This window comes from Arthrobacter sp. DMZ02-1R, assembly GCF_057747935.1.
The window spans coordinates 2,623,146-2,648,422 of sequence record NZ_CM173230.1; the positions used below are offsets into that span (position 1 = coordinate 2,623,146).

Here is a 25,277-nt window from a genome sequence, read left to right on the forward strand (position 1 = left end):
AGCGAGCTTCGATGTCGACGCACCGACGGCCTGCCCGCACGTGGCGTGCAGGCAGGCCGTCACTGCCTGAACCCTTTGAATGAATCCGAGCCGGAGTCAGGGACGGAAGAGTTCCTCGAATGTGCCCGATGTGGTCGGCGAGCAGGTGTTGGCCAGGCAGCCGAGGTGCCACAGGTGCTCGATCGTGGAGAGCAGGGTGTAGTGGTCGGAAAGCTGGCTGCTTATCTTGTGGGGGCCTTCAGCCGAGTTGATCACGATCATGGGGGCATGCCCGCCACCAAGGACCGCGCCGTTCTGTCCGACCGGGCTGCCCGGGCCGCCGGTGGATCCGGAGTAGTCGTTCTCGTCCCAGGCCAGGACGATGCTGGACTTGGTCGTTTTCCACGTTGGGGAGTCCATGATCTGTTGGACGGTCTGCTTGAGGTAGGTGTCGCCGAGCTGGATGGCGCCGTGGTCCAGGCCTGAGTCAGGGTACCCGCACTGGGGCAGGCCGATCAGGGCCGCACCCGAGGGGGAAATTCCGTGCATGTCGTGGCACTGGTTCGGGCTGATCCAGACGAAGTTCGGCACGGACCCGCTGGCGAGGTCGGCCTTAAGGTTGTTCTCCAGGGGCACGATGTTCTGCAGGCGCGGGCTGCCCGGGTAGTTGATGTCCGAGAAGTACATGAAAGGGTTGTGCTTCTGCGCGTACAGCTTGACCGTGGTGGATCCGATCGTGGGGGCGTACTCGACCTGCGAGCCGGTGCTCGGGAGGTTCTCCATGTACGCCTTCCAGCTCAGGCCTTTATTCTCAAGCTGGTCAACAATCGTCTTGCCGGAGAACATATGCGGCGTCGCCGAGGCGCTGGCGACCTGGGCAGGGGTCAGGAGGCCGGTAGCTCCCGTGTCGCTGGAACCGGGGACAAACTCTTCCGGGGCGCACTTGACCCCCGCGCCGGCTTTGCAGTCATCCCAGATCCCCTGGGTGCTTCCCGAGATGGTCGCAAGGTAGTTGGGCAGGCTCGGGTGGGTCACACCGTGGTAATTCGCCGCGGCGTTGTACCGCTGGGCAAGGGTATTGATGTACGGCGCGTCGGCCGTGTTGCCGATGACCTGGTCGTAGCCGTGGTTCTCCATCATGATGACGAAAACATGGTCAGGGCCATTCTCGCCCTGCCCGTTGGCCTGGACGACAGTGCCCGACGTCGTTTGGGCGCCGGCGGGTGCGGCCGCACCGGCGGCTGCGGATCCAGTGAGCGCGATGGTGGCAGCGAGTGCTGCTGCGCCCATCGCCCGGTTTTTCAGCATGCTGAGCATTGAATAATCCTCTCGGTTCGCGCCCCGGATGGGGCACCTGTCTCTGGGGTACAGCAGCAAGGTAAAGCCCAGTTTCCGGCGGAGTACTAAAGCACTCCGGCCGTCGCTCCCCCGCGCGGTCCTGCTATCGGCCCAGTTGGGGGTCGCTCGTGAGCTGACGACCGTTTTCGAGCCGGCCCGCCAGGACGCGGACGAGCTTGGCGTTTGCGGCGGAGGTGATTGTCAGGTCGTACCAGCCGCCCTGGGTGGGGATGACCACAGTCTTGCTCTGGCCAGGGTTGAGGGAGAGCATCTGGGTACCAGCGCCGTACGCGTCCGTCAGGGTGAGGGCTTCGCCCGTGGAGCCGGTGTTCTCGATCCGGAACTGCGCGTGCGGTGATTTGCCATCTGCGGCGACGGTGACGCGGAGGTCGGCGGCCGCCGTCGTGCCCGCCAAGCGCCGGTACCAGCCGGCCGGGCCGTGCATGTGCACGTCGTATTCGACACCGAGCGCCCAGGCCGCGTCCAGTGAGGCTGTTGCCCCGATGGTGTACGAGTAGGGAGCCTGCGGCAGCGAATTGGAACGGACCTGCACGTGCGCGCCCAAGGTGCCCCGGTTCGCCCAGCGGGCGGTGAGTTTGCCGACGTCGATCTTCGTTTCGACGTCGAGGGCGTAGCCAAGCGGGCGGGACGGACGCGTGCCCTTCTCCTGAGCGAGCATCGAGTTCGTCGCCGGCGGGGTCGGAACATAACTCGGATGGCGGTTATGGTCAGTTGGCTTGTAGGCCGAGGTGTCGGGCATGGCTGGCGCGGCGCCGCCGGCCACAGCGAAGTCGAAGGCGCTGGTGAGGTCGCCGCTGACAGCGCGGCGCCACGGCGTGATGTTCGGCGAGGCGACGCCGAATCGGGCTTCGAGGAACCGGATGATCGACGTGTGGTCGAAAGTCTCGGAGCAGACCCAGCCGCCCATGCTCCACGGCGAGGCCACGATCATCGGAACGCGGACACCAAGGCCGAAATGTCCCGGAACGTCCTTGCTGCCGTAGAACGTCGGGGTGCCGTCGTACCACTCGCCGGCGGTCGAGACGGTGGACGCTCCCGGGATTTGGGGGGTGTTCGGGTGCGGCGGGACGATGTGGTCGAAGAAACCGTCGTTCTCGTCGTACATGAACAGCACCGCTGACTTGCTCCACACCTCGGGGTTGGAGGTAAGGATGTCCAGGACGTTCGCCGCGTACCAGGCGCCGAAGTTCGGCGGCCAGTTCGAGTGCTCCGTGTAGGCCTCAGGCGCCACGATATAGGACACCTGGGGAAGCTTGCCACCTGCAACGTCTTCGCGGAGGACCCGGAAGAGGTCATCGCCAGCCTTCGCGTTCGTCCCGGTGCGCGCCTTCTCATACAAGGGTGTGCCCGGCTTCGCGTCCTGGTACTGCTTGAAATACAGGAGCGAGTTGTCGCCGTAGTTGCCGATGTACGGGTCGCCAGTCCAGCCCTCATAGTGCGCCGGGTCGAGGCCCTCGCCGACGTCCTGGTAGACCTTCCAGCTCACCCCGGCCTTCTCAAGCTCCTCCGGGTAAGTGCTCCACCAGTACCCGTTCTCATCGTTCCACAGGTCAGGGCCCCCGCCTTTGCGGTCAGGGTCGTCCCCGCCGGCGAACATGAAGTACCGGTTCGGGTCCGTCGGGCCAAGGACCGAGCAGTGGTACTGATCGCAGACCGTGAACGCGTCGGCAAGGGCGAAGTGGAACGGGATGTCCTGGCGTCCGTAAAACGCCATCGTCGCGTCGGTCTTCTCCGGCAGCCACTTGTCGTACTTGCCGTTGTTAAAGGCTTCATGGGTGAGCTTCCACGAGTGGTCAAGGTCCTCCATGAACTGCATGCCGAGGTTCGGCGCCGTCGGGTGGAAAGGAGTGACCTCGCGTGCGGCGTTTGCCTGGTGGAACGCGTCCTTGCCGGACGACAAAATCGCGGGGTGCGGGTCCGAGAACCCTCGCACACCTTTGAGCGTGCCGAAGTAATGGTCGAACGCACGGTTCTCCTGCATGAAGATCACCACATGCTCAACGTCCTTGATCGAGCCCGTGGCCCTGTTGGCGGGGATCTCCGCCGCCCTGGCGATGCTCTCCCCCAGCATCTGCGAGATCGCGGTGCCGGCGGCGCCGGCGGCCGAAAGCTGAAGGAAACGTCGACGGTCCAAACCTGCCATGAGCTGCTCCTAGTGCGTTGTGGTCCGGTGATCCCCGATGGACTCTTCCAGCGCCAAGTTACTGCCCGGTATAGGTGTGGTGAACTTTGAGCGACATGCTTACCCGGGACAGCGGACCACGGCCGCAACATCCGGGCACCAATAACAAACGACGTGCGGTGCTGAGAAAAGCCGCTTAGTGATCTGCGCCGACATGGTTTCCACTGCCTCGCGCGGTCAAGGCGCTACGTGCCCAAATTCCGCGGGGGCGATTGCTCCCGCGTTGGCCTACCGGGCCGTTCGACGAGTGAAGACCAGATGGAGAACTCCGGCTGGAGAAGGGGTCGCTTCGATTTCAAAGCGTTGTTCGAGTCCTTCGAGTCCATCCCAGAGCCGTTCGCCCCGGCCCAGGACGATCGGCACGAGGACAATGTGCATATGGTCGATCAGATCGGCCTCGAGGAACTGTCGAATCGTGCTGACGCCGCCACCGATCCGGACGTCGAGGTCGCCGGCCAGGGCCCGAGCCTTCTCTAGCGCGGAGACGGGGTTGGCGTCAACGAAATGGAAGGTTGTTCCGCCTTCCATCTTGAGCACCGGCCGAGGATGGTGTGTCAGAACAACGACGGGGGTGTGGAAGACAGGGTTATCGCCCCACCATCCCTTCCATTCCTCATCCTCCCAGGGACCGCGTTGAGGGCCGAACTTGTTGCGTCCCATGATCTCCACGCCGATCCCGGGCCCCCATGTGCTGGCGAATGCCTCGTCGACGCCGAAGGATCCCTCCGTCTCCCCGGAGATGCCCATCTCGCGGAAGGTTCGCGTCCCGAAAGCCCACTCCATTAGCCGTGAGCCTGCGTGACCGAACGGCGCGTCGAGTTGCTGACCCTCGCCGGTGCCGAAGCCGTCGAGGGAGACCGAGAAGTTATGCACGCGGACGAGGGACATGTCATCTCCTGAAGTGGTTGTCAGTCGCAATCACCTTATGGTGATCGAACCCAACCACTCAAGACCGACGGTTGGAGAGTCAAACGCAATGTACACGGAACCGCGTGGCGCGCCGGGCTCGCATCGGCCGTGCGCGTCGCGCTGGGGTCGATGAGCCGCACCGTGCGACGCCTCAAGGAGCTCGGACCAGGCACCCACCGGTACCGGTTCCTTCTCTACGCGGCGGCTACTCGGCTCGACCGGATTCAGGGATGCGGATGAATCGGATCGACCCAGTACACCTCTTCCGGCGGTTCGACGGGCTCGATATCCAGGTTGATGACAACTGGATCTTGACCGCTGCGGACAAGCACGCAGCTGAGGGCCTCGGTCTTGCTCGCGTTGATCTCTTGATGGGGTACGAACGGGGGAACAAAAATGAAATCGCCTGGCCCCGCCTCTGCGACAAACTCTAGGTTGTCGCCCCATCGCATACGTGCCCGGCCGCTGACAACGTATATGACACTTTCCAGTTCTCCATGATGGTGAGCCCCGGTTTTGGCGTTGGCATCAATGGTGACCGTGCCTGCCCACAGTTTGTTGGCCCCCGCCCGGGCATGTGTTATCGCGGCCGCTCTTGACATACCAAGCGTTTGCGGCGTATTTAGATCGAGTTGCGATCCCGGAATGATCTTGACTCCGCGGTCGCGCCAATTCGGCTGTGGCTCAGAGCTCATTTCATCCCTCCGCCAAGCACTGGTAAACACCGCCCTGAACGATGATAGACCCGCCCAGTGCCACCGAAGTACTGCAGCCCGAAGCCTGGCCCGGGACGGCGAGTGGTAGAATCGGCGACACGCGAAGGAGTGAACATGGCTCTGTTTGTTGTGCGTCATCAGCATTCAGCTGAGCGATGTCTCACGCAGGACCCCCACATGGGAGCCATGCTCTTGAATCACTTGGGCCGCCCGAATGCCAGACAGTACGGCGTGGAGATCCAGGGCGAGGCGGTTGTACAGGGTGCACACACGCTGTACTTCATCGCGGAGGCCAGCGACGAGAACTGCCTGCGTGACTTCATGCAGGCGTTCCAAGGGATGGGCAGCCTGGACATCTACCCCGCCTCTACGTGGGCCCTCGCCGTCGCCGGCGGCGGCTGCGCCACCCCGGCGCCCATGAGTGAGTCCGCGTCGGCGATCGATCCCGCGGATGCCTGCCAGCGGGCCATCGACGCCGGCCTGGTTGTTCTGCGTGCGGACCCGCTCAACTGCGAGACCCCGATTCCGGCGCTGATCGGCGCCATGGTGCCCAACGCCCATTTTTACGTGCGCAATCACTTCCAGATCCCAAACCTCGACCCGTCCGTCTTCCGGCTCGAGGTCGGCGGGCTCGTAGAACGGAAGCTCAGCCTCAGCCTGGACGATCTGCGAAACCTTCCCTCGCAGACTCTCACCGTCACCCTCGAGTGCGCCGGCAACGGCCGCGCACTCTTTGAGCCACCGATCGAAGGTGAGAGATGGAACCTAGGGGCGGTGAGCACCGCGGAATGGACGGGTGTGCCGCTGGTGGAAGTGCTGGATCGGGCCGGCGCGCGGCCGAGTGCGCGCGAGGTCCTGTTCAGCGGCGCAGACAGCGGGACCGTAGCGGGCCACTTGGGACCCGTCCGCTTCGAGCGCAGCCTCCGGCTCGACCAGTGCCGCGACACGGACCTGCTGCTCGCCTACGCGATGAACGGCGAACCGTTGCCGGTGCAGCACGGCTATCCCTTGCGCCTGGTCGTTCCCGGCTGGTATGCCGTGGCATCGGTCAAATGGTTGACCGGCATCGAGCTCCTCGATCGGCCGTTTGGTGGACACTACCAACACGATAAGTACTGGTATGAATGGGAACGCGACGGCGAACCGGTCCGGGAGCCGGCGACGCTGCAACGGGTACGGGCCCTGATCACCGAGCCAGCGCCGAACCACCAGACCCAGCGCGGTGACGTCGCCATTCGCGGCGTAGCTTGGTCCGGAGCCGCTCCGATCGACCGGGTCGAAATCAGCGTGGGCGGAGGACGCTGGCAGCCCGCCCACCTCGTCGGCGAACGCAGGCGGCACAGCTGGCAGCCGTGGGAGCTCATCATCACCGTCCCGGAGCCTGGCGTCCTGACGATGCAGGCCCGCGCAACCGACCTTGCCAGCCGAACCCAGCCCGAACGGGCCGAGTGGAACCGTCTGGGTTACGGCAACAACGCGATCCATCAGATCGATGTCCGCATCATTTGAACAAACCGACCAAGGTCTTCGGGAACACGAGATGCATTGCCAAACCGACCGTCGTACCAATGCGGTACCCGCCTCGTCTCGCGTCGACACCCGCAATGCAGAACAACGGCGCCGCTGCCAAGGGGATTGCCTCTCGCCGCGGAAGGCGGGGAGACCTACTGTGGAGCTATGGACGCCACAGCAGCTCATGCCTTTGCGATTCCGCCGGCATCGGTTCACCGCCCCACCACTGCCGTTGAAGACGTCATCACCCTCGCGGCCGGCGTCTGGCTCCTCACCGGAACCTATGTTGACGGCTGGGCGCACAACAACCTCCGCGACCTGGAGACGTTCTTCACTCCGTGGCACGCGATCCTCTACTCAGGCTTCGCGGCCTGCGCCCTCTGGATCGCCGCCCTGACCTGGCGCCGGCACGCCCAGGGCGAGCGGTGGACGGAAGCGATCCCCGCCGGCTATGGGGCCGCGGCGGCCGGGGTCCTCCTCTTCCTCATCTCCGGGGCGGCCGACTTTGCCTGGCATTCGGTGTTCGGCATTGAGCAGGGCATCAAGGCGCTATTCAGCCCGTCCCATCTGGGGCTCGCCACGGGCGGCTTCCTCATCCTCAGCGCGCCGTTCTCCGCAGCATGGCACTCACCCGAGCGGTCATGGCAACGGCTGATGCCCGCCTTCGTGAGCGCCATGCTCTCTGGCATGGTTGCGGCGTTCATCCTGCAGGAGTTCGCAGTGTTCGCGCGTCATGGGCTCATCCAGACATACAGCGGCGCTGCCGGGCAGCAGCCCGCGGTGACGGTTCCGACGTCGTCGAGCATCATGGTCTCTTTGGCATCGTTCTTCGTCTCAACGGCCGTGCTCTTCGTGCCCGTCCTATTGCTGTCGCTGCGTTGGCGCCTGCACGCCGCGGTGCCCGCGGCCATTGCACTACTCCCCTCCGTAGCCCTGCAGATCATGGTCGCGCTGCGGGACGCCTGGCTCGTGCCGGTTGCCGTCGTCGGTGCCGTCCTCGTCGGAGTGGTGTGGGCGGTGGTGCGACCCAACCCGGATCGTCACGCAAGGCTCATGACCGCGATTGGCCTCTCCCCCGTTGTGTTCTGGGCCCCGTACTTCGCTAGTGTGGCACTCCACGACGGGACACTCAGCTTCTCCCCCGAAATTTGGGGCGGGACGCTCGCATGGACCGGACTCGAAATGCTCGCGCTGGCCGTGCTCACGCTCAAGGTGCGAGCCACAGCAGGCACCATCCCCGTTTCACCGGCCCGCTGACTGGACCTTTACCAGACACCGCAATTGCGGCCGACCCTCCGCGTGACTAGGGCGGCGGAACACATCGTTCCTTTCACGGCGCCGTTAGACGCGTTCCGGGAAGGATTCGACTTTGGCGGGGTCCCGCTCGACGACGTCGCCCAGCGCGCCGTCGATCCGATCGAGAGTCTCCCGGTCCAGGACCACGTCGGCGGCTTTGACGGTGTCGTCGAGCTGCTCGGGCCGGCTCGCGCCCACGATTGCGGCGGAAACGTTGGGGTTGGCCAGGACCCAGGCCACGGCCAACGTGGCCAGCGGCACGCCGAGGTCTTCGGCTATCGGTTTGAGTTTCTCCACCCGTTCCAGCACCTGCGGCTGCATGAAGTTGTGCTCTGTCTTCAGCGCGCCGCTCTCGGAAGTGAAGCGCGACGCGGACGGAACGGAACGGCCGCCGTCGTACTTTCCCGTCAGTACGCCTTGGGCCAGAGGGGACCAGCACACCTGAGTGATCCCTATTTCCTCGCAGGCGGGAACCACTTCCGCCTCGATGACCCGCCACAGCATGTTGTACTGAGGCTGGCTGGACACCAGCTGGATGCCCAGCTCGGACGCCAGCGCTGCCCCGGCCCGGATTTCCTCCACGGTCCACTCGGAGACGCCGATGTAGTGGGCCTTTCCGGCGTGAACGATGTCCGCGAAGGCACCCATGGTTTCGGTCAATGGGGTCTCGTAGTCGTAACGGTGCGCCTGGTAGACGTCCACGTAGTCGGTCTGGAGCCGGCGCAGCGAACCGTTGATGGACTCCATGACGTGCTTGCGGGACAGTCCCCGGTCGTTCTTTCCCGTGCCTGTGGGGAAGAACGCCTTGGTCATGATCTCGATACCTTCGCGGCGCACACCCTTCAGGGCCTCGCCGAGCATGGTTTCGGCCTTGGTGTTGGCATAGGCGTCGGCCGTGTCGAAAGTGGTGATGCCCAGGTCCAAGGCCTTGCGCACGCATACCGTGGCGACGTCCTGGTCCACGGTTTCGCCATGGGTTGCCCAGTTGCCCAGCGCGATTGCGCTGACGTACATGCCGCTGTTGCCGAGTTTGCGGTATTGCATGGAAGTTCCTTTCAGAAGGTTGCCGGAAGAACCGGCCGAGCGGTGGGATTCCTGCGCAGGGCCCGCGGAGGTGCGGTGCTCTCGCGGATCACAAGCCGCGCAGGCCAGCTGAGGGCCGTGGGTTGTCCGCCGTTCATGGTGTCCAGGAGGAGCCGGGCAGCCTCCTGGCCTTGTCCGGCCACGTCGTGGTCCATGGTTGTCAGGCCCACGACCTCGCAGAGTTCGTGATTGTCGAAACCAAGCACAGAGAAATCCCCGGGGACGTCCAGACCCGCCTGACGGAGGACCATAAGCGCACCGAAGGCCATCTCGTCGGAGGCGACGAAAGCTGCGGTCGGGGCGCGGGCCGCGACCAGCAGCCGGGACATGGCCGCTGCTCCCCCGGCAACACTGTTCTCATCGAACTGTTCAAGGATGTCCTCCTGGGCCACTCCTGCCTCTACCAGTGCCTCGCGGTAGCCGATGAGCCGCTGCCGGGGCGGCACCCCGCCGAGATTGCTGTTTTCCTCGTCGCGGATGCCGATGAACGCTATCCGTTCGTGGCCGAGGTTCAACAGGTGCCTCACGGCATCCCGCCCGGCCCCGACGTCGTCAACGGACACGGATCCGATACCGGGGCCCTCAGCGCCGAGCAACGCCACGGCTTGTCCCTGGGACGCGAGCGATTCCAGTTCTTTCTTGCCCGGCTGCAGGGCCATGATGATGACCCCGTCCGAGCGGCCGTGCAGGCGCGGGGATCCGAAGAATCTCTCACGCTGTCCAGGAGTGGCGAGTTCGTACAGAAGAACGTCGTACCCGGCGTCCCGGAGCTCCTGTGTGGCCGCGCCAATGGTCTTGCCGAAGAACCACTTGGCCAACACCGGCACAACGATGGCCACCGTCATGGTCCGGCCCGTCGCAAGGCGCGACGCAGCCGGGGACGCCGTATAACCCAACTCGGCCGCCACCTCCTGCACGCGCTTGCGTGTCTTCAACGAAACGCCCGGCATCGACCGCAAGGCCCTCGACACCGTGGAAACTGACACTCCTGCGCGTTCCGCAACTGATTCAACACTGATAACCACATGTTCAACCCTAGACGCCAAGTCATCCACTTCGCAAGCGCTTGCAAAAGGCCTCATGTCGGCGTGCACTCGGATGCGTGAGCTTTGGGCAGCCTGGGCCGGGCCTCGCAAATGGACGATGGACGAGGCGGCCAGCCGTCCGCTTATCGACAAGCACTCGAGGCCGGCATCAACTTCTTTCGACTGCGTCTACGGCCGGGCCGAGAGTATCGGGACGGGTCGGGTCACCGATCCCAGGTCCACCCCGTCGGGAAGAACGCGGACTGCGCGTGCCCGGTCGCGTACGAGTGCCCGGACCGCGTAGCCCTGCCGCAGCGCCTCCACGGCATGGCGGCCGATGCTGCCGGTGGCGCCGACGATCAGGACCGTGGTGGGACGGTCGTTCATTTTTTCTCCTTGACCGATAGGCGGGGGGTGTCGCGCTGGGTGGCTGCCCAGCTGGCCAGGACTTTCAGGGCGTCCTCGGAGGGTGTCCCGGGGTCCGCTGTGTAGACGTTGATGCGCAGTCCCGGGTCTGCGGGGAGTTCCAGCGCTTCAAAGCTCAAGTCAAGGTCGCCGACGATCGGGTGGTGGAGGTGTTTGCGGCCGGCGCGGTGGTACTTCACGTCGTGACGGGCCCACCGGGTGCGGAACTCCTCGCTGCGCGTGGAGAGTTCACCGATCAGGTCCGTGAGGTCCTTGTCGTACGGGTTTTTCCCGGCGGTGGAGCGCAGGACCGCGACGATGTCATCCGCAGCGCGTTCCCAGTCGGCGAAGAACTCCCGCGCTTTCGGGTTCAGGAAGGTGAAGCGCGCGCTGTTCGGCGGAGTGGCCACCTCTGCCATCATGTCCAGGTAAAGGGCACGGCCCAGTTCGTTGGCGGCGAGGACATCCCCGCGGTCATTGCGGACCCAGGCCGGTGCGGCCGTGATCGCATCGATGACGCGTTGCACGCTCGGCCGCACTGTCTGCGGGCTGTGCTTGCGCCGCACCCGTGGGGAGGCGGTGGCGGCGCGGGCCAGGTCAAAAAGGTGGGCCGTTTCGGCGTCGTCGAGCTTCAACGCACGCCCGAGGGCTTCGAGGACACTGTCCGAGGCGCCGGAGAGGTTTCCGCGCTCAAGGCGTATGTAGTAGTCGATGCTCATCCCGGCGAGCATCGCGACTTCCTCACGGCGCAGCCCGGTAACGCGCCGGTTGCCGCCGTAGACAGGCAGCCCGGCCTCATCGGGGGTGATCCTTGCGCGGCGGGAGATCAGGAACTTCCGCACGTCCTCGCTATGTGTCATGGCATCCACGCTACGCGCGGTCGATGGGACGAGGGAGGCACTGGCGTTACCCGGAACGGCCGTGACTCCCGGCCCGTAGGGAATCAGGGTTGCATTGAAGCCATGAAACCTGAACCCGCAACAGCTTCCCACCCGGGAGCGATCCTGGCGATCATCCTCGTCAGCTACTTCATGATCCTGCTGGACAACTCGGTCATCTTCACTGCCCTGCCGAGCCTGCAGGCAGACCTAAAGCTGAGCACCGGTGAGCTCTCCTGGGTTCAGGATGCGTACACGCTGGTCTTCGGCGGCCTGCTGCTCCTCGGAGCCCGGGCAGGAGACCTGCTCGGCCGCCGGAGGGTTTTCGTGTTCGGGCTGGTGGTGTTCTCGATCGCGTCGCTGCTGATCGGCGTCGCACCGGCGGGCTGGTGGGCAATCGCCGGCCGCGCCGTGCAGGGTGTCGGGGCAGCGATCGTCGCGCCCGCCTCACTCTCCCTGCTCACCGCGAGCTTCCCGGAAGGCCCTGAACACACCCGGGCCGTGGCCCTGTACGGCGCCACAGCAGGGATCGGCGCCAGCCTGGGGCTGGTCATCGGCGGTGCGCTTGCCCACTGGATCTCCTGGCGGGCCGGGTTCTTCGTCAACGTACCCATCGGTGCCGCGATGATCGCACTCGCGCCGCGTTTCATCCCGGAATCAGACCGGGCCCGCGGCCGCTTCGACGCATTCGGCGCGCTCAGCGCCACCCTCGGTGTCGGCGCGCTCGTGTTCGGCATCATCAACACCGCCGACGCCGGCTGGAACTCGCCGGGCACGGTCACAGCCGTCAGTGCCGGCGTCGTGCTCCTTCTCGTGTTCGTGCTGATCGAGCGCACGGCGGCACAGCCGATCATGCCGCTGCGGCTGTTCGCGAGCCGCCGCCGAACCGGCGCCTATGTTGCCCGCTTCCTGTACCTGGGCGCAATGATCGGGTTCTTCTTCTTCACCACCCAGTTCCTGCAGGAAGTACTCGGCTTCGACCCCCTGCAGGCCGGCATCGGATTCCTGCCCATGACCGCAGTGAACTTCGCCGTCGCGATGAGCATCCCGCGGCTCATGGGCCGGATGCCGGGTTCCGTCCCGCTCGTGGCCGGCATCCTGGTCACTCTTGCCGGGATGTTCTGGCTCAGCCGGGCCGGTGTCGACTCCGGTTATCTGACCGGGGTGGCCCTGCCGATGGTCCTCATCGGGGCCGGACAGGGTCTCGCGTTTGCGCCCTTGACCTCCTTCGGCATCATCGGAGCCCCCGCCGCCGACGCCGGCGCGGCATCGGGCCTGGTGAACACCTTCCACCAGGTGGGCACCTGCCTCGGGCTTGGCATCGCGGTCGCGGCGGCAGCGACCGTCCCGACCGCGGGTTCCGCCGTCGCGCACCTGGCCGCCCAGGTCAGCGTCGCCCTCACGACCGGCAGCATTCTCCTGCTCCTGGCCCTGGCCGTCACAGCGGCCCTCATCCTTCCTGCCGACCTGGCCGCCCGCCGCACCAGGACACCCCGGCAGCCCGCCCCCGCGCCGCAGCTCGAAACCGCCCGCTGAATCTCCGGACCACCCATTCCAAGGGGGTACTGACATGCACTCCCACAACCCCGCACATCTGCATACCGTGAAAGGCATGGACATGGAACTTACTCTCAATAACGGCGTCACAATGCCAGCCCTGGGCCTGGGCGTCTTTCAAAGCGCCCCGGAACAAACGACGGCGGCCGTCGCAGCCGCGCTGACGACCGGCTGCCGGCACATCGACACCGCTGCCGCGTACGGCAACGAGCGGGAGGTCGGCGAAGGCATCCGCCGCACGGGCCTGGACCGGGCGGAGGTGTTCATCGAGACCAAGGTCTGGGTCAGCGACTACGGCCACGACCAGGCCCTGCACGCCTGGGATAAGGCTGTTGGCAAGCTGGGCGTCGACTACCTGGACCTGTTCATCCTGCACCAGCCCGCCCCCGACCGGTTCGAGAAAACCATCGCCGCGTACAAGGCCCTGGAGACCCTGCTCGCCGACGGGCGTGTGCGGGCGATCGGCGTCAGCAACTTCATGCCGCACCACCTGGAGCAGTTGCTCGACTCGACCGACGTCGTCCCGGCCGTGAACCAGATCGAACTTCACCCCTACTTCACCCAGCCCGCCGTCCAAGCCGCCCACGCCGCGCACGGGATCCTCACCCAGGCCTGGTCGCCGATCGGAGGGATCACCTTCTACCCCGGATGGGGCGGCCAGGAGCGGCGGAACGTCATGGAAGACCCGGCAATCGCCACCATCGCGCGGGCGCATGGCAAGAGTCCGGCCCAGGTCATGCTCCGGTGGCACCTGCAGCAGGGCCGCTCAGCCATCCCGAAATCGACCAACCCGGCACGCATCGCCGAGAACTTCGACGTCTTTGACTTCGGACTCAGTGCCAACGAACTCGCCGCCATCGACGCGCTCGACGCCGGCGTGCGCAACGGTCCGGACCCTGACGAAGCCCGCGAGGAACGCTTCGCCATGGTTATCCCCGAAGCCTAAGACAGAGAGAAGGAACACCATGAATATCGAACCCACTGCGCCGACCACGAAGAACCCGCCGGCCCAGTTCGCCGGCGACGTCTGGCTCGACCCGATCGCATTGCCCCATGAAAGCGACCAGACGATGGTCGTCGCGACCGTTCGCTTCGCTCCCGGTGCCCGCACTGCCTGGCACTCCCACAAGCACGGCCAGTACCTACGCGTCACCCAGGGCGTCGGCCGCTTCGGCACCCGAGACGGCAAGATCATCGAGGTCCGTCCGGGCCAGACGCTCTACACCCCACCGGATGAGGAGCACTGGCACGCTGCTGCCCCCGGCTGCTTCATGGAGCACATCGCCATGCTTCAGAACGGCGAGGACCCCTCCAAGACCACCACCTGGCGCGAGCACATCACAGACGACGAGTACAACGGTCGCTAAACACCGGACGCCATTATCATCAGCCCAAGACGTTGCGGGGCGGCGTTTCCCATTTGCATGTCCCTCGACATCCAACGCACTGACGAACAGTGGGGTGTCGCTCGCTTATGGCACGGCCGTCAGGGCATAAGTCGAGTTGATGGTTTGGCCGTTGAGTGTCCCGGTGAAATTCAGGGTGTGGGTGCCAGGAAGCACGTCGTGGATCATGGCGTAGTAACCGGCATCGGCTCCAGGTTCGTAGACGCCGGCGAAGGTCGGGTCACGGTTGGCCCGTCCATCCGGAACGGATGGACGGGCCGGCCACCATGAACTTTCGGGACAACGCCCAGACTGCGGCGTGACAAGATGCCGCCGAATTCCCAGCCGGTCTCCCGGCACAGCGGTGCGAGCGTACCCGGGCTGAAGCCGTGAGCCCAAGAGTGGCGACTACCTGTCTCCCCTGCTAACTACTCACCCTGCACGCCACGCCCGCCACCGATTATTCCGACCGACGGTGGTGCCACCGATTGCTTATCGCGCCTCAGCCGCGGTTGTACATGACGTGTTTGGTGCGGGAGAAGTCCTCCAGCGCGTAGATGGAAAGGTCCCGGCCGTAGCCGGAGCCCTTGAAGCCGCCCCACGGCATTTCGTTGGCGATGACGAGGTGTGAATTGACCCAGACAGTGCCGAAGTCAAGGCGGCGCGGGATGGAGAGCGAGCGGGCGGCGTTCGTGGTCCACACCGAAGCGGCGAGCCCGTAGACGGTTTCGTTGGCCCGGGTGACGGCTTCCGCGTCGGTGCCGAAGGTCTCCACCGACACGACCGGTCCGAAGATCTCCGTGCTCGTGATCGCGGCCCCGGCTGGAACATCGGTCACGAGAGTGGGTTCGATGAAGTAGCCCGGGCCCTCCATGGCGTTGCCGCCGACGGCGATCGTCAGGCCGTCCTTGCGGATGTCCTCGAGTGCGGCCAGGACCCTGTCGTAGTGGGCCTTCGAGATCATGGAACCGATTTCGACGTCGTTCCCCGCGCCGGGAGTGCCGACGGAGATGTCGCTGACCTCCCGTATCAGTAGTTCAGTGAACTTTTCTGCGACCGATTCGTGGACGAGGACACGGCAGGCCGCGCCGCACTCCTGTCCGCTGTTCCAGAATCCGGCCTCGCGAACGCCTTTGGCGGCGGCTTCCAGATCGGCGTCGTCGAAGACGACGACGGGCGCTTTGCCGCCGAGTTCCAGGTGCACGCGCTTGACGGTGGACGCTGCACTTGCCGCTACTTTCTGACCGCTGCCTACGCTTCCGGTGATGGCGACAAGGTCGACGTCGGGGTGTTCCGAAAGCCGGTTTCCCACCACCCGTCCGGAGCCGGTAACGATGTTCAGTACACCGGCCGGAACCTCGGCAGCGATGAGCTCGGCGAGCTTGAGCGTGGTCAACGGCGTCTGCTCCGAGGGTTTGAGCACCAGCGTGTTGCCGGCGGCCAGGACCGGGGCGATCTTCCAGGCGGCCATGAGCAGGGGGTAGTTCCACGGAGTGATCACGCCGACCACTCCCACAGGCTCGCGCAAGATCACCGAGGTGTGGTTCTCCGCATAGTCGCCCGCGCCGGGCGTGGTGAAGGCCCGGACAGCGCCCGCAGAGAACCTGAAGACGTCAACCGCACTCGAGATATCGTCCTCAGCTACGGCGGCCGGCTTACCGGTGTTAGCGGATTCGAGGGTTTCGAGAAGCTCGCGGTTTGCCTCGATGATGTCCGCGATGCGCAGAAGGACGGCGGAACAATCCTTGGGGGCCTTCGCTGCCCAGTCCGTCTTGGCCGCGACGGCAGCTGCTACTGCGGCGTCGACGTCCTTGGTCGAACCGGCGGGAACCTGCATCAGGATTTCTTCAGTGGCCGGATTCACCACATCGACGGTTGAGGCCGAACTGGACGCGACGAACGCCCCATTGATGAACTGGCCGAATGGAGGCAGGGATGGCGCCGGCGCGGCTGACGCTCTGCCGACGGTGAACAATCCTGTGTTTGTCGTGGTCATGTTTTTCCTTGTTCCTTCGGTCCTGTTTGCTACTTCTGGTTGAGGGCAGCGAGGGCGTTCTTGACCCGTGCCAGGTCCTCGGCGTTGAGGTCCGCCGTGGGGCGCCGTGGCGATCCGGCCGGAAGCCCCTGCAGGGAAAGTCCGGCCTTGACGGACGCGATGAACGGCGCGGAGAGGAGCGCGTCGATGACCGGGTACAGCTGCTTCCACAGCTTGAGGGCGCCGCTGAGGTCGCCCTCGGCGATGCGACGGCTGACCGCGACGATCTCGTTGGGTACGACGTTGGCTGTGCCGGCCATCACGCCGGCGGCGCCTTCGGCGAGGGCGCTGTAGAGGTAGGCGTCCCAGCCGATGAAGGTGCCGATGACGTCCGCGTGGTGGTGGATCAGCTGGAGGGCTTGTTCCCAGTTCGCGCTCGAGTCCTTGATGTAGCGGATGTTCTCCACGTCTTCGGCCAGCGAACGGACGGTGGCCGGATCCAGGTTGACGCCAGTGACGGCCGGGATGTTGTAGAGCATTATCGGGAGATCGACGGACGCCGCCACATCCTTGATGTACGTGACAGTTTCCTCCAAGGAGAGCGGTTCGTAGTACGGCGTGATGAGCATGAGGACGTCCGCGCCCGCCTTCTCAGCCGCCTGCGAGAGCCGGATGGCCTCGGCTGTCGACGTGGCGCCGGTCTGGGCGATGACCGGGACCCGGCCGTTCGCCTGCTCGATGACCGTTTTGATCAGGAGCAGGCGCTCCTCGGAGGACAGGGCGCCGACCTCGCCGGTAGAGCCGGCGGCCACGACGCCGTCGACCCCGGCGTCGATGGAACGGTCAACGATGCGCCGCAGGGTCTCGACGTCAATGGCGCCGTCGTGGTCGAACGGGGTGGACAGTGCGGTGAGGACACCTGTGAGTTGGTGTGACATGGTGGGCTGTTCTCCTTGGTGGTGTTGGATCGAAGGCGGGGGCACGCGCCGGATTAGGTGCCTGTGGCCAGGTGCAGGGCGGGGGCCGCGGTTCGCTGTTTGTCGGTGGCCAGCAAGCTGGCAGCTTCCTGGGCCGCGGAGAAACCGGTGGTGATGGAGCTTTCGGTGTAGAGGGTTCCGAGGAAGTCTCCGGCCAGGAACACGCGTTCGGTCCCTCGCATGAGCGTCGACTGGAGCTTGGCCCGGCCAGGGAAGCAGTATGGGGACGCGATCTTCCACCGATCCGTTTTGGCCTCCACCACGCTGTCCGCGAATCCGTGGCCCAGAACCTGGTCCAGGTCGGTGAGGTGGGTCTGGATGACTTCCTCATCGCTCTTGTCCAGAAGCGCCCGGCCCAGGCTGGCCGGGGAGAAGGTCATGAAGCTGCCGCCGGGCTTCCGCACGGACTCGGAACCGCGGACGATGCTGGCCTGGTTCAGGGCGATCGCGAACGAGCGCTTCGGTGCTGCGATGGCGTAGATGTCGTCCCAGGGCCTGGCTGACGTCTCGTTGGTCAGGAATGCCGTGCTCACATGCGGGCCGTACTTGATCTGGCTCAGGGCCCCGCGCAGGTCCTCCGGAAGGTCCACGCCGATCCTGTGCGACACATCGGCAGTCGTCGCCAGGACCACGGCACGGGCCTCCACTTCACGGTCCACACCGCCCTGGCTGTACTTGACCAACACTGAGTTCTTCCGGCGCACTACTTCCTGCACGGTTGCTCCGAGCTGGACGCGATCGCCCAGGGCGGCCGCGATTGACTCGGTCAGGGTGGACGGGCCGCCGACAATGCCCTGGCTGAGCCCCTGCCCGATGCCAAGTACCAGGCTGAAGTAGCCGATTCCGGCACCGGCAGAGATCTGGTCCATGTCACCGGCGGAGCGCGTGACAGTGGTCTTGAACAGGGCGGCCGCGTCCTCGGACAGATTTCCGATGAAGTCCTGGAAAGAGCTGTCGTTTGCGAAGTCGTAGATGCGCTGCTGCCGCATGGCGCCGGATTCCCCCGAACGCTTCCGCACCACACTGGTGTACTTGGCGACGCCGCTCACGACCTTCAGGCCGGCCCGCAGGGTGTCGATCCGGGACGTGAGGGACATCGGAATGCGGAACGGGTAGGTGGCGATGTGTCCCTCGCGGATGAACTTGCCGTTCATGGACAGCGCCTGGAGGGATCCGGGGATCTGGACGGCCGTCACGCCGACTTCATTGAGCAAGGCGTCCGTGGAGGAGCCGGCCCCGGCGAAGACGTGCCCGCCCCAGTTCAACCAGTAGGCACCCCGGCGTTCGGAGCGGATCCGCCCACCGACGCGGTTCCCGGATTCCAGTAAGAGTGTGTCCCAATGGCGGAGGCGCCATCCGGCGGAAAGACCGGCGAGACCAGCGCCGACGATGACTACATCTTTCATGCTTTGAACTTTCCTTTTTGAAAATCTGTGGTGTACCGGACTGCCTGGAGCACGCTCTAGGCAGTAAAGAGCAGGGATCGGTTGCTGGGGATGTACGAGCTAGCGCGGAGAAGCGGAATTATGAGGTGACTGTGCTGCTGCTTCGCATCCAGCTGTCGGAGAGCACGTATCCCAGCGGAAAGGGATCGGTTGGGTCGAGGCCGACCTGGGACATGTCGGTGATCCACGCTTGCCCAGCGACGCTAGGCACTACTGCGTCGTAACCGCCAACCGTGGTCAGCGACTCGATGCTGCTCTCGAATCGGCTGCCGATCAGCGACTCGTGAATGAACTTTTGTCCGGGGACGATAAGTCCACGGGCGTGCATCACGGCGAGCCGGGCAGATGTCCCTGTACCGCATGCGCACCGGTCAATCCTCCCGGGAGACACGACGACGGCATTCTGGGAATAGATGACATCGCCTCGGCGCTGTAGCGGTTTCGTAAACTCGGTGTTGGTGATCCCCGCGAACTTCGGATTCTCGGGGTGAACCGTCACCAGTTGCTCTGCAGCTGCCGCCTTGATGCGCTGACCCATGAGACACAGATCCCTTGCCTCATCAGGCACCAGATCGAATCCAAGGCTTGCGGCATCGATGATCGCGTACGCCATGCCGCCCCACGCCACGTCCAAGGTGACGGTACCAAGACCGGGCACTTCGATCTTGGCATCCAACTCGTAAACGAAGGCCGGCTGATTCGTGAAACGAACGCTGAGTACTTTCCCGTCCCGGCACTCGCAACGTAGTCGGATGAGGCCCGCGGGTGATTCCAGGGTGAGTTCGGTGACAGGTTCCTGCATCGGCACCATGCCCGTCTCCAACAAAACCGTGGCGACGGCGATCGTGTTGCCGCCGGACATGACCGGGTATTCTTCAGACTCCATGATGACGTAGCCCATGGCTGCGGCTGGGTCGGCCGAGGGAAGGACCACGTTGACTGACCGGATCATGGATCCGCGGGGCTCCTTCAGCAGAAGCTGTCTGATGTCGTCGCGTTCCCGCTCAAGGTAAAGGCGTTTTTCAAACATGCTGTTCCCGGGAACGTCGCCAACTCCACCGACAACCACGTTGCAGACTTCACCGCCTACGTGGCACCCCACGATGTTGAAAACTTTGCTAAAGCGCATTCAAGTACTCCAGGTGTGAAAGTAGATCTCTTGTCAGGGCTGAGCCGTCATTGAACAGGAGTGTCCCGGCGTTCGTTAAGGGTGCGAAGGAAGGTCTTGGTGGCCTCGGCCTGGGGGTTGTCGATCACCTGCGATGGGGGGCCTTGCTCTGCGACGCGCCCTTCGGCCATGAAGACAACCTCGTCGGCGACTCCGCGGGCGAACCCGATCTCATGGGTCACCACGATCATGGTCATGCCGCTTCGCGCCAGCTCCTTCATGACTTCAAGAACCTCGCCAACGAGCTCGGGGTCGAGCGCTGAAGTGGGTTCGTCGAAGAGCATCACCGAAGGCTTCATGACCAGGGCCCGCGCGATGGCGACCCGCTGCTGTTGGCCCCCCGAAAGAGTGCCGGGATAGACGTTGGCCTTCTCGGCCAGACCTACGCTGGTGAGCAGCTTCATTGCCTCTTCGCGAACCTCATTGGGGGATCGACGCAGGACCCGACACGGGGCCTCAAGCAGGTTCTCCAGGACGGTGAGGTGCGGAAACAGGTTGAAGGATTGGAACACCATGCCTGTGGCCGCCCGTTGGCGGGCAATTTCGTTCGGCCGCAGCTCATGAAGTTTCTCGCCCTTGAGGCGGTATCCTACGACCTCACCGTTGACCAGGACTGCTCCGCCAGAAGGCTTTTCGAGGTGGTTGATGCATCGCAGCATGGTCGACTTGCCCGAGCCGGATCGACCGAGGATGACAACAACCTGGCCAGGGTAGACGTCCAGGTTGACAGACTTGAGAACCTCTAAGTCACCGAAGCTCTTGCGCAGTTCAACAATCTTCACGATGGGATCAGACTGATCCCTCATGTGTTCCGTGTGGGCGATGGCGGTCATGACTAGCCCTCCTCGGCAGTGGTTGATGACAATGTCGTACGGACGCGTTTACGCGGTACCCCCAGGCCGAGGATCCGGCCACGCGCGGGAGTGGTGCTCTGGTGTCCTGCAACCCCGCGTCCGTAGTAGCGCTCGATGCGCTGCTGGAATACGGTCAGGATGCTGGTGCACAGCAGGTACCAGAACGAGACAACGATGAGAAGCGGGATGGTCTCGAAGGTCTGGGTGTAGATCATCTGAGCGGAGTACAGCAAATCAGGCAACGCGATCACACTGACGAGCGAGCTGTACTTCAGCATGCCGATGACCTGGTTGCCCGTCGGGGGCACGATCACCCGCAGTGCCTGGGGCAGGATGATGCGTCGAAAGGACATCACGTTGTTCATCCCCAGGGCCGCGGCCGCCTCGGTCTGGTGCCTGGGCACCGAGAGCAAGCCGCCCCGGACGATCTCGGCCATGTAGGCAGATTCGTGCAAGGCCAGACCTACCAGGGCAACTGTCCACAACGACAGGACGGAATTGGTGGAGCCCCCGAGCAACTCCGGCCCCCCGAAGGGGACGCCAATGCCGAGCCGAGGGTAGAGCGCCGAAAGGTTGTATAGGAAGATGAGCTGGATCAGCAGCGGCGTTCCCCGGAAAAACCACAAGTATGCACCGGCTACAGCCTGAAGGACCTTGTTTCCTGACAGTCGGCACGCTGCCAGGAGGATCCCCAGCACAATCGCCATTGTCATGCTTACGACGGTGAGGATCAGGGTGCGCCCCAGCCCCGCCATGATCTCCGGGAAGAACAGGTAGTGCCACACGGTCGGCCACTGGAAGTTCTGGTTGGTCACCATCGAGTGGACGAGGTTCGCGACTACCAACAACAGGAAGACAGCGGCGACGGTTCGACCGTGGTGACGCAGCGGGACGGTTTCCCTAGCCAAGGTCTGCTGATCGGCGGTCAATGCAGACGTGGCGCTGGCCGCGTTGGACGGCGTATGTTGTGGCTGCGTCTTTGCTTTAGCGCTTTCCATAGCAATTACTGCCTTTCGATTCTGTGTGACGCCAGCTGAATGTCAGCTGCTCGGGGCCGGGACGATCTCGGACTTGTCCACGGCACCGAGACCGCCGTTGAGCTGGCCCAGGACCTTGGCCAGGTCGCCGTCCTTGATGAGCTTGTCGGTGGCGGCCTGGAAGGCCTTGGCGAGCTGGGCGGTATCGGCGTTGTTGGCCAGAGCGAGGCCCGTCTTGATCTCCGGGCCGAAGCCGAGCTTGGCCAGTTTGAACTGACCCTTGGTCTGATCGACCGTGTAGGCAGCCTGGCTGCCGCTGGCCAAGGCGGCGTCGAGCCGTGACTGGCTAAGCGCGAGGTTGACCTGAGCCTGCGTTTGGAAAGTTTCGACTGTGGTCGAGGCGCCGCCGGAAGACTTGCACTCGTCGGCCATGGACTGGGCGCTGGCTGCTTCGGAGGATCCGAGGGCAGCCCCGATCTTGAGCCCACAGACGTCGCTTGGCTTGTCAAAGCCGACCTTGGCCGAGTCAGCCTTGACGATGAATGCATCCTTTGAGACGTGGTTGGTGACGAAAGTGACCACCTTGGTCCGGTCCGGGGTCACGTTGATTTCCCCGGTGGCTGCGTCGTAGCGGGCCGCCTGCAGTCCGGGGATGACGCCGTCGAAGGGAATGATCTTGAAGTCAATTTTCAGGCCGAGCAGGGCCGCTGCCTTACGTGTGAGCTCTATGTCCCAGCCCGTCACCTCGCCGCCTCCTGAGGGTTGCATGACTGCTGGCGCGTAGACGGCTGCGGCGACTGTCAGGGTTCCCTTGTCACGGATCGAGGCCGGCAGCATCTGGACCAGCGTGGAATCCGTGCTGGGCGTGGAGCCCGCGCTGGACGCACCTCCAGCAGGCTGGGTCTGCGGGGAAGAGCCACACGCGGAGGCTCCGAGCAAGGTGGTGACGAGGATGGTCGCTGTGAGGGTGCCCCGCGTCATGCGGGAGAACGGGCGAAGGTTCATGGGTCTCTCCTGAGGTGACTGTCGTTGATGGTTATCCGCCAGAGGTGGCGAGTTGGTAACTGCGCGGCCGAACGCCGGAGCCGCAGTTTGATTACCGCCTCCCCCGGACCAGGGGCGCTGGGTTGCACGGGGGCGAAGGAAGATCTGCTAACGCGGTACGGGGATCCGTCTCTGGCAGGCAGGGAACGAGAGGACATGCCGATCTCCGATGGGCTGGGCTTATTCGTAAGTCATCTCTGGCCGCTTCCCTGCCGTGAGTGCCATTGCTGAGCGTCGCCTGGACGCTCATAGTTCTCGACCGACGGATTTCCACCAGGATCGGCTGGTGGCCAACGCATCCATCGCGTCCCGTCCCCTGCGGGTATATGAAGTAGATCACAGAAATACCGGTTCAAGCAATAGTTTATGTTTGTATGTTTTAGATCGGAGGCTCCGCGGCCGAGGATCCTTGCAGAGGAGGCGCTCCGGCAGCGCTGAATCGCCCCTTGGACTCGCCGGGCCTCACAATTAAGTTCACTCGGAACAGCGGGCCGGTAGTTACCAACGGACCGTGAATGTGTAAAGATTCAAGGTAATAGGGAAATCGGGGCGAGCTCCGCTTCCCCTTACCGGTAGCAGGAAGGGACGTCGCGGAATGCAGAGCATGGCAATCTCCAGTCGAGCCCTTGACCTGCTCTTGTTGCTGCGCGGGAGCGAACCCGAAGGCCTCGGCCGCGCAGACCAGGTGTCCTACCAGATTGAAACTGCGATCCTGATGGGCATTCTGACCGAAGGTGACAGGCTCCCAACGGAGTCTGTCCTTGCAGCAGAGCTTGGCATCTCCCCAATTACCCTTCGTCAGTCCCTTGCCGCCCTCCGAACCAAAGGCCTGATCGAAACCAGCCGCGGTCGCAGCGGGGGCAGCGTCATCCGCCGCCAGATCGACCTTACAGATACGCAGCTGCAGCATAAGCTCAAGGAGACGAGCACTGAAGCCCTCAGGGATCTGGGAGATTTGGGGGCCGCTATCGCGTCAATGTCTGCCCGGCTTGCTGCCAGCCGCGCAGATCCGCAAAACATTGAGGATCTGGAAAGCCTGGCAAAGCGCCACCGGGATACCGTCGATGAACGTGCCCGGCGCCGAATGGACAGCCGCTTCCACGTGGCCGTCAGCATAGCCGCGCAGTCAAGCAGACTGACCTCGGCCGCGCTTCAACTCGAAGCCGAACTCATGACGCTTTGGTGGGGTATCCCGGTTCACTCCGGGAGCCAGAACTCACTGGTGAAACAGCACATGGCAATCGTCGATGCGATCAGGGGCAGGGACGCCGACGCCGCGGCCCACGCAGCTGAGCACCACAGCAGAAGCGAGATGGAATATTTGATAGAGCAACACCTCGGGCTGACAATGCGGGCTGAAGAAGGTGCATGACATGGAACCAGTGATGGAAGCCCTCGAGCGGACCGCCGGCACCCTCTCCTCCAGCATCAACGGCCTGTTCACGGATCTGGAAAAGATCGCAGACGCTGTCACGGCCGCCGCAAAAGCCGCCCCCGGAACCCCCCGCCGCAGCGAGTTCCTCTTCCTCAAAGAAGCGCTGGCGGATTTCATCAAACTGAACTCGGACCTCATCAACGGCGCCGGGATCGCCTACGCGACCGGCAGCCTCCCCGAGGCTCCACATTGGCTGGAATGGTGGAGGGGCCAACCCAAGGGCGACCCCCGCTTCGTCACCCACGACCTCAACCCGGACTCGCTGAACTACTACGACTACACAACCCGTGAATGGTTTACTCTCCCCGTCTCCACCGGACGGTCTGTGGCAGTCGGCCCCTACGTTGACCTCGGCGGCATCAACGTCAACATCATTACCCTCTGCGTTCCAGCTCCGACCCCACAGGGCGTCCACGTCCTCGGATGCGATCTGACCCTCGCGAAGCTTGAGAGAGTCTTTCTCCGGACGCTTCAACTTCGCGAACCTGCGGTCGTCCTGCTTGGACCCAACGGCAGGGTCATCGCCTCCAACAACGCCCGCATCGCCACCGGCACCCTCCTCCTGGCGGAGGACCTGGGACGAGTCGAAGCATCACTTGGAGTCACCGCCGGCCATCCCAGCCGCCTTCCGTGGAGGCTGATCAGCCTTCACAACAAGGCCCGCATTCCGACGTAACCCAGCACCGCCCGAGGACTGTTCAGCCGCTACCTGCCAACGCGCGACGATGGAGATGTTTCAATGGAGAAGACCATTTACGAACTCCGAAAGTATTTTGCTCTCCCTGGAAAGTGGGAAGAGCTCCTAGGCCAATTTAGCAACCACCTTGTCGCGATCTTCGAGAATCACGGAATCATTAGTCACGGTTACTGGCGGGACCTCGAACAGCAAGACGTATTGGTCTATCTCGTCAGCCACCAAGGCGATCCAGAAGAAAATTGGAACGCTTTCCGGATCGACCCCCAATGGATAGCCGTCCGTGATGCCTCAAGCACAGGGGCTAAGTGGCTTGTCTCGTCGATCGAATCGTCACGCCTGGCACCTACCAGCTTCTCCCCTCTTGGATGACGAACTACTCGCCCCCCTTCAGGAACTGAGTATATTTCGATGTCGCAACG

General features: G+C 64.1%; 23 protein-coding genes. 8 read left to right on the plus strand and 15 right to left on the minus strand.

Going from position 1 to position 25,277, the window contains the following annotated elements:
* Positions 1-96 precede the first annotated feature (96 nt).
* The 4 genes from AC3ANQ_RS12705 to AC3ANQ_RS12720 all read right to left on the minus strand — a co-directional run bounded on the left by AC3ANQ_RS12705 (position 97) and on the right by AC3ANQ_RS12720 (position 5,124).
* On the minus strand, positions 97-1,296 hold the full coding sequence (locus AC3ANQ_RS12705; RefSeq protein WP_488301379.1) for an alkaline phosphatase family protein: 1,200 nt from the start codon (positions 1,294-1,296) through the stop codon (positions 97-99).
* 124 nt (positions 1,297-1,420) lie between these two features.
* Complete coding sequence (locus tag AC3ANQ_RS12710; RefSeq protein WP_488301380.1) at positions 1,421-3,481, minus strand: phosphocholine-specific phospholipase C; 2,061 nt, start codon at positions 3,479-3,481, stop codon at positions 1,421-1,423.
* Positions 3,482-3,748: 267 nt separating this feature from the next.
* Positions 3,749-4,408 carry a dihydrofolate reductase family protein gene (locus AC3ANQ_RS12715; protein ID WP_488301381.1) on the minus strand — a complete coding sequence of 220 codons (660 nt, stop codon included), beginning with the start codon at positions 4,406-4,408 and terminating at the stop codon, positions 3,749-3,751.
* A 245-nt stretch (positions 4,409-4,653) separates the two neighbouring features.
* A complete protein-coding gene (locus AC3ANQ_RS12720) occupies positions 4,654-5,124 on the minus strand; it encodes a cupin domain-containing protein (protein ID WP_488301382.1) in 471 nt (156 codons plus the stop codon).
* 135 nt (positions 5,125-5,259) lie between these two features.
* Between AC3ANQ_RS12720 and AC3ANQ_RS12725 the strand changes: the two genes are divergently transcribed.
* On the plus strand, positions 5,260-6,654 hold the full coding sequence (locus AC3ANQ_RS12725) for a sulfite oxidase (protein ID WP_488301383.1): 1,395 nt from the start codon (positions 5,260-5,262) through the stop codon (positions 6,652-6,654).
* A gap of 168 nt (positions 6,655-6,822) precedes the next feature.
* Positions 6,823-7,914, plus strand: coding sequence for a hypothetical protein (locus AC3ANQ_RS12730; protein WP_488301384.1), 1,092 nt, complete (start codon positions 6,823-6,825; stop codon positions 7,912-7,914).
* Between the two features lie 84 nt (positions 7,915-7,998).
* On the opposite strand, the gene AC3ANQ_RS12735 is transcribed toward AC3ANQ_RS12730, so the two are convergent.
* From AC3ANQ_RS12735 to AC3ANQ_RS12750, 4 genes are all read right to left on the minus strand, one after another.
* Positions 7,999-8,997 (minus strand): aldo/keto reductase family protein, encoded by a 999-nt coding sequence (locus AC3ANQ_RS12735; RefSeq protein ID WP_488301385.1) that lies wholly within the window; start codon positions 8,995-8,997, stop codon positions 7,999-8,001.
* 11 nt (positions 8,998-9,008) lie between these two features.
* Positions 9,009-10,061: a LacI family DNA-binding transcriptional regulator gene (locus AC3ANQ_RS12740; RefSeq protein WP_488301386.1), complete on the minus strand. Its 1,053-nt coding sequence runs from the start codon at positions 10,059-10,061 to the stop codon at positions 9,009-9,011.
* Positions 10,062-10,250: 189 nt separating this feature from the next.
* On the minus strand, positions 10,251-10,448 hold the full coding sequence (locus AC3ANQ_RS12745; RefSeq protein ID WP_488301387.1) for an NmrA family NAD(P)-binding protein: 198 nt from the start codon (positions 10,446-10,448) through the stop codon (positions 10,251-10,253).
* A complete protein-coding gene (locus AC3ANQ_RS12750) occupies positions 10,445-11,326 on the minus strand; it encodes a helix-turn-helix transcriptional regulator (RefSeq protein WP_488301388.1) in 882 nt (293 codons plus the stop codon). The genes AC3ANQ_RS12745 and AC3ANQ_RS12750 overlap by 4 nt, the downstream gene beginning before the upstream one ends.
* Before the next feature lie 102 nt (positions 11,327-11,428).
* Here AC3ANQ_RS12750 and AC3ANQ_RS12755 point away from each other — a divergent pair, with 102 nt between their 5' ends.
* The 3 genes from AC3ANQ_RS12755 (at position 11,429) to AC3ANQ_RS12765 (ending at position 14,268) form a co-directional block, all read left to right on the plus strand.
* Entirely contained in the window at positions 11,429-12,880 is a 1,452-nt protein-coding gene (locus AC3ANQ_RS12755; RefSeq protein WP_488301389.1) for an MFS transporter, read from the plus strand.
* Positions 12,881-12,962: 82 nt separating this feature from the next.
* Positions 12,963-13,847: an aldo/keto reductase gene (locus AC3ANQ_RS12760; RefSeq protein WP_488301390.1), complete on the plus strand. Its 885-nt coding sequence runs from the start codon at positions 12,963-12,965 to the stop codon at positions 13,845-13,847.
* 19 nt (positions 13,848-13,866) lie between these two features.
* Entirely contained in the window at positions 13,867-14,268 is a 402-nt protein-coding gene (locus AC3ANQ_RS12765; protein WP_488301391.1) for a (R)-mandelonitrile lyase, read from the plus strand.
* A 520-nt stretch (positions 14,269-14,788) separates the two neighbouring features.
* Here the strand turns inward: AC3ANQ_RS12765 and AC3ANQ_RS12770 are convergent.
* From AC3ANQ_RS12770 to AC3ANQ_RS12800, 7 genes are all read right to left on the minus strand, one after another.
* Entirely contained in the window at positions 14,789-16,282 is a 1,494-nt protein-coding gene (locus tag AC3ANQ_RS12770; RefSeq protein ID WP_488301392.1) for an aldehyde dehydrogenase family protein, read from the minus strand.
* Between the two features lie 29 nt (positions 16,283-16,311).
* Complete coding sequence (gene dapA / locus AC3ANQ_RS12775) at positions 16,312-17,199, minus strand: 4-hydroxy-tetrahydrodipicolinate synthase (RefSeq protein ID WP_488301393.1); 888 nt, start codon at positions 17,197-17,199, stop codon at positions 16,312-16,314.
* A 53-nt stretch (positions 17,200-17,252) separates the two neighbouring features.
* Positions 17,253-18,644: a protoporphyrinogen/coproporphyrinogen oxidase gene (locus AC3ANQ_RS12780; protein WP_488301394.1), complete on the minus strand. Its 1,392-nt coding sequence runs from the start codon at positions 18,642-18,644 to the stop codon at positions 17,253-17,255.
* Positions 18,645-18,762: 118 nt separating this feature from the next.
* A complete protein-coding gene (locus tag AC3ANQ_RS12785; protein WP_488301395.1) occupies positions 18,763-19,812 on the minus strand; it encodes a proline racemase family protein in 1,050 nt (349 codons plus the stop codon).
* Positions 19,813-19,859: 47 nt separating this feature from the next.
* A complete protein-coding gene (locus AC3ANQ_RS12790) occupies positions 19,860-20,684 on the minus strand; it encodes an amino acid ABC transporter ATP-binding protein (protein ID WP_488301396.1) in 825 nt (274 codons plus the stop codon).
* A 2-nt stretch (positions 20,685-20,686) separates the two neighbouring features.
* Complete coding sequence (locus AC3ANQ_RS12795; RefSeq protein ID WP_488301397.1) at positions 20,687-21,703, minus strand: amino acid ABC transporter permease; 1,017 nt, start codon at positions 21,701-21,703, stop codon at positions 20,687-20,689.
* 42 nt (positions 21,704-21,745) lie between these two features.
* Positions 21,746-22,687: a transporter substrate-binding domain-containing protein gene (locus AC3ANQ_RS12800; RefSeq protein ID WP_488301398.1), complete on the minus strand. Its 942-nt coding sequence runs from the start codon at positions 22,685-22,687 to the stop codon at positions 21,746-21,748.
* A gap of 643 nt (positions 22,688-23,330) precedes the next feature.
* Between AC3ANQ_RS12800 and AC3ANQ_RS12805 the strand changes: the two genes are divergently transcribed.
* The 3 genes from AC3ANQ_RS12805 to AC3ANQ_RS12815 all read left to right on the plus strand — a co-directional run bounded on the left by AC3ANQ_RS12805 (position 23,331) and on the right by AC3ANQ_RS12815 (position 25,227).
* On the plus strand, positions 23,331-24,098 hold the full coding sequence (locus tag AC3ANQ_RS12805) for a FadR/GntR family transcriptional regulator (protein ID WP_488301399.1): 768 nt from the start codon (positions 23,331-23,333) through the stop codon (positions 24,096-24,098).
* 1 nt (position 24,099) lies between these two features.
* The gene (locus AC3ANQ_RS12810) at positions 24,100-24,837 is read left to right on the plus strand and encodes a cache domain-containing protein (RefSeq protein WP_488301400.1); all 738 of its coding nucleotides are present in this window, start codon (positions 24,100-24,102) and stop codon (positions 24,835-24,837) included.
* Positions 24,838-24,900: 63 nt separating this feature from the next.
* The gene (locus AC3ANQ_RS12815) at positions 24,901-25,227 is read left to right on the plus strand and encodes an NIPSNAP family protein (RefSeq protein WP_488301401.1); all 327 of its coding nucleotides are present in this window, start codon (positions 24,901-24,903) and stop codon (positions 25,225-25,227) included.
* The last annotated feature ends 50 nt before the right edge of the window (positions 25,228-25,277 follow it).

What these genes read in the sequence shown, in the direction of transcription:
- AC3ANQ_RS12810 (WP_488301400.1), top strand. Translation starts at nt 24,100, where the DNA reads ATGGAACCAGTGATGGAAGCCCTCGAGCGGACCGCCGGCACCCTCTCC.
- AC3ANQ_RS12795 (WP_488301397.1), bottom strand. Translation starts at nt 21,703, where the DNA reads ATGGAAAGCGCTAAAGCAAAGACGCAGCCACAACATACGCCGTCCAAC.
- AC3ANQ_RS12785 (WP_488301395.1), bottom strand. Translation starts at nt 19,812, where the DNA reads ATGCGCTTTAGCAAAGTTTTCAACATCGTGGGGTGCCACGTAGGCGGT.
- AC3ANQ_RS12715 (WP_488301381.1), bottom strand. Translation starts at nt 4,408, where the DNA reads ATGTCCCTCGTCCGCGTGCATAACTTCTCGGTCTCCCTCGACGGCTTC.
- AC3ANQ_RS12750 (WP_488301388.1), bottom strand. Translation starts at nt 11,326, where the DNA reads ATGACACATAGCGAGGACGTGCGGAAGTTCCTGATCTCCCGCCGCGCA.
- AC3ANQ_RS12710 (WP_488301380.1), bottom strand. Translation starts at nt 3,481, where the DNA reads ATGGCAGGTTTGGACCGTCGACGTTTCCTTCAGCTTTCGGCCGCCGGC.
- AC3ANQ_RS12805 (WP_488301399.1), top strand. Translation starts at nt 23,331, where the DNA reads ATGGCAATCTCCAGTCGAGCCCTTGACCTGCTCTTGTTGCTGCGCGGG.
- AC3ANQ_RS12755 (WP_488301389.1), top strand. Translation starts at nt 11,429, where the DNA reads ATGAAACCTGAACCCGCAACAGCTTCCCACCCGGGAGCGATCCTGGCG.
- AC3ANQ_RS12725 (WP_488301383.1), top strand. Translation starts at nt 5,260, where the DNA reads ATGGCTCTGTTTGTTGTGCGTCATCAGCATTCAGCTGAGCGATGTCTC.
- dapA (WP_488301393.1), bottom strand. Translation starts at nt 17,199, where the DNA reads ATGTCACACCAACTCACAGGTGTCCTCACCGCACTGTCCACCCCGTTC.
- AC3ANQ_RS12790 (WP_488301396.1), bottom strand. Translation starts at nt 20,684, where the DNA reads ATGACCGCCATCGCCCACACGGAACACATGAGGGATCAGTCTGATCCC.
- AC3ANQ_RS12765 (WP_488301391.1), top strand. Translation starts at nt 13,867, where the DNA reads ATGAATATCGAACCCACTGCGCCGACCACGAAGAACCCGCCGGCCCAG.
- AC3ANQ_RS12760 (WP_488301390.1), top strand. Translation starts at nt 12,963, where the DNA reads ATGGAACTTACTCTCAATAACGGCGTCACAATGCCAGCCCTGGGCCTG.
- AC3ANQ_RS12815 (WP_488301401.1), top strand. Translation starts at nt 24,901, where the DNA reads ATGGAGAAGACCATTTACGAACTCCGAAAGTATTTTGCTCTCCCTGGA.
- AC3ANQ_RS12720 (WP_488301382.1), bottom strand. Translation starts at nt 5,124, where the DNA reads ATGAGCTCTGAGCCACAGCCGAATTGGCGCGACCGCGGAGTCAAGATC.
- AC3ANQ_RS12730 (WP_488301384.1), top strand. Translation starts at nt 6,823, where the DNA reads ATGGACGCCACAGCAGCTCATGCCTTTGCGATTCCGCCGGCATCGGTT.
- AC3ANQ_RS12770 (WP_488301392.1), bottom strand. Translation starts at nt 16,282, where the DNA reads ATGACCACGACAAACACAGGATTGTTCACCGTCGGCAGAGCGTCAGCC.
- AC3ANQ_RS12735 (WP_488301385.1), bottom strand. Translation starts at nt 8,997, where the DNA reads ATGCAATACCGCAAACTCGGCAACAGCGGCATGTACGTCAGCGCAATC.
- AC3ANQ_RS12705 (WP_488301379.1), bottom strand. Translation starts at nt 1,296, where the DNA reads ATGCTCAGCATGCTGAAAAACCGGGCGATGGGCGCAGCAGCACTCGCT.
- AC3ANQ_RS12745 (WP_488301387.1), bottom strand. Translation starts at nt 10,448, where the DNA reads ATGAACGACCGTCCCACCACGGTCCTGATCGTCGGCGCCACCGGCAGC.
- AC3ANQ_RS12780 (WP_488301394.1), bottom strand. Translation starts at nt 18,644, where the DNA reads ATGAAAGATGTAGTCATCGTCGGCGCTGGTCTCGCCGGTCTTTCCGCC.
- AC3ANQ_RS12800 (WP_488301398.1), bottom strand. Translation starts at nt 22,687, where the DNA reads ATGAACCTTCGCCCGTTCTCCCGCATGACGCGGGGCACCCTCACAGCG.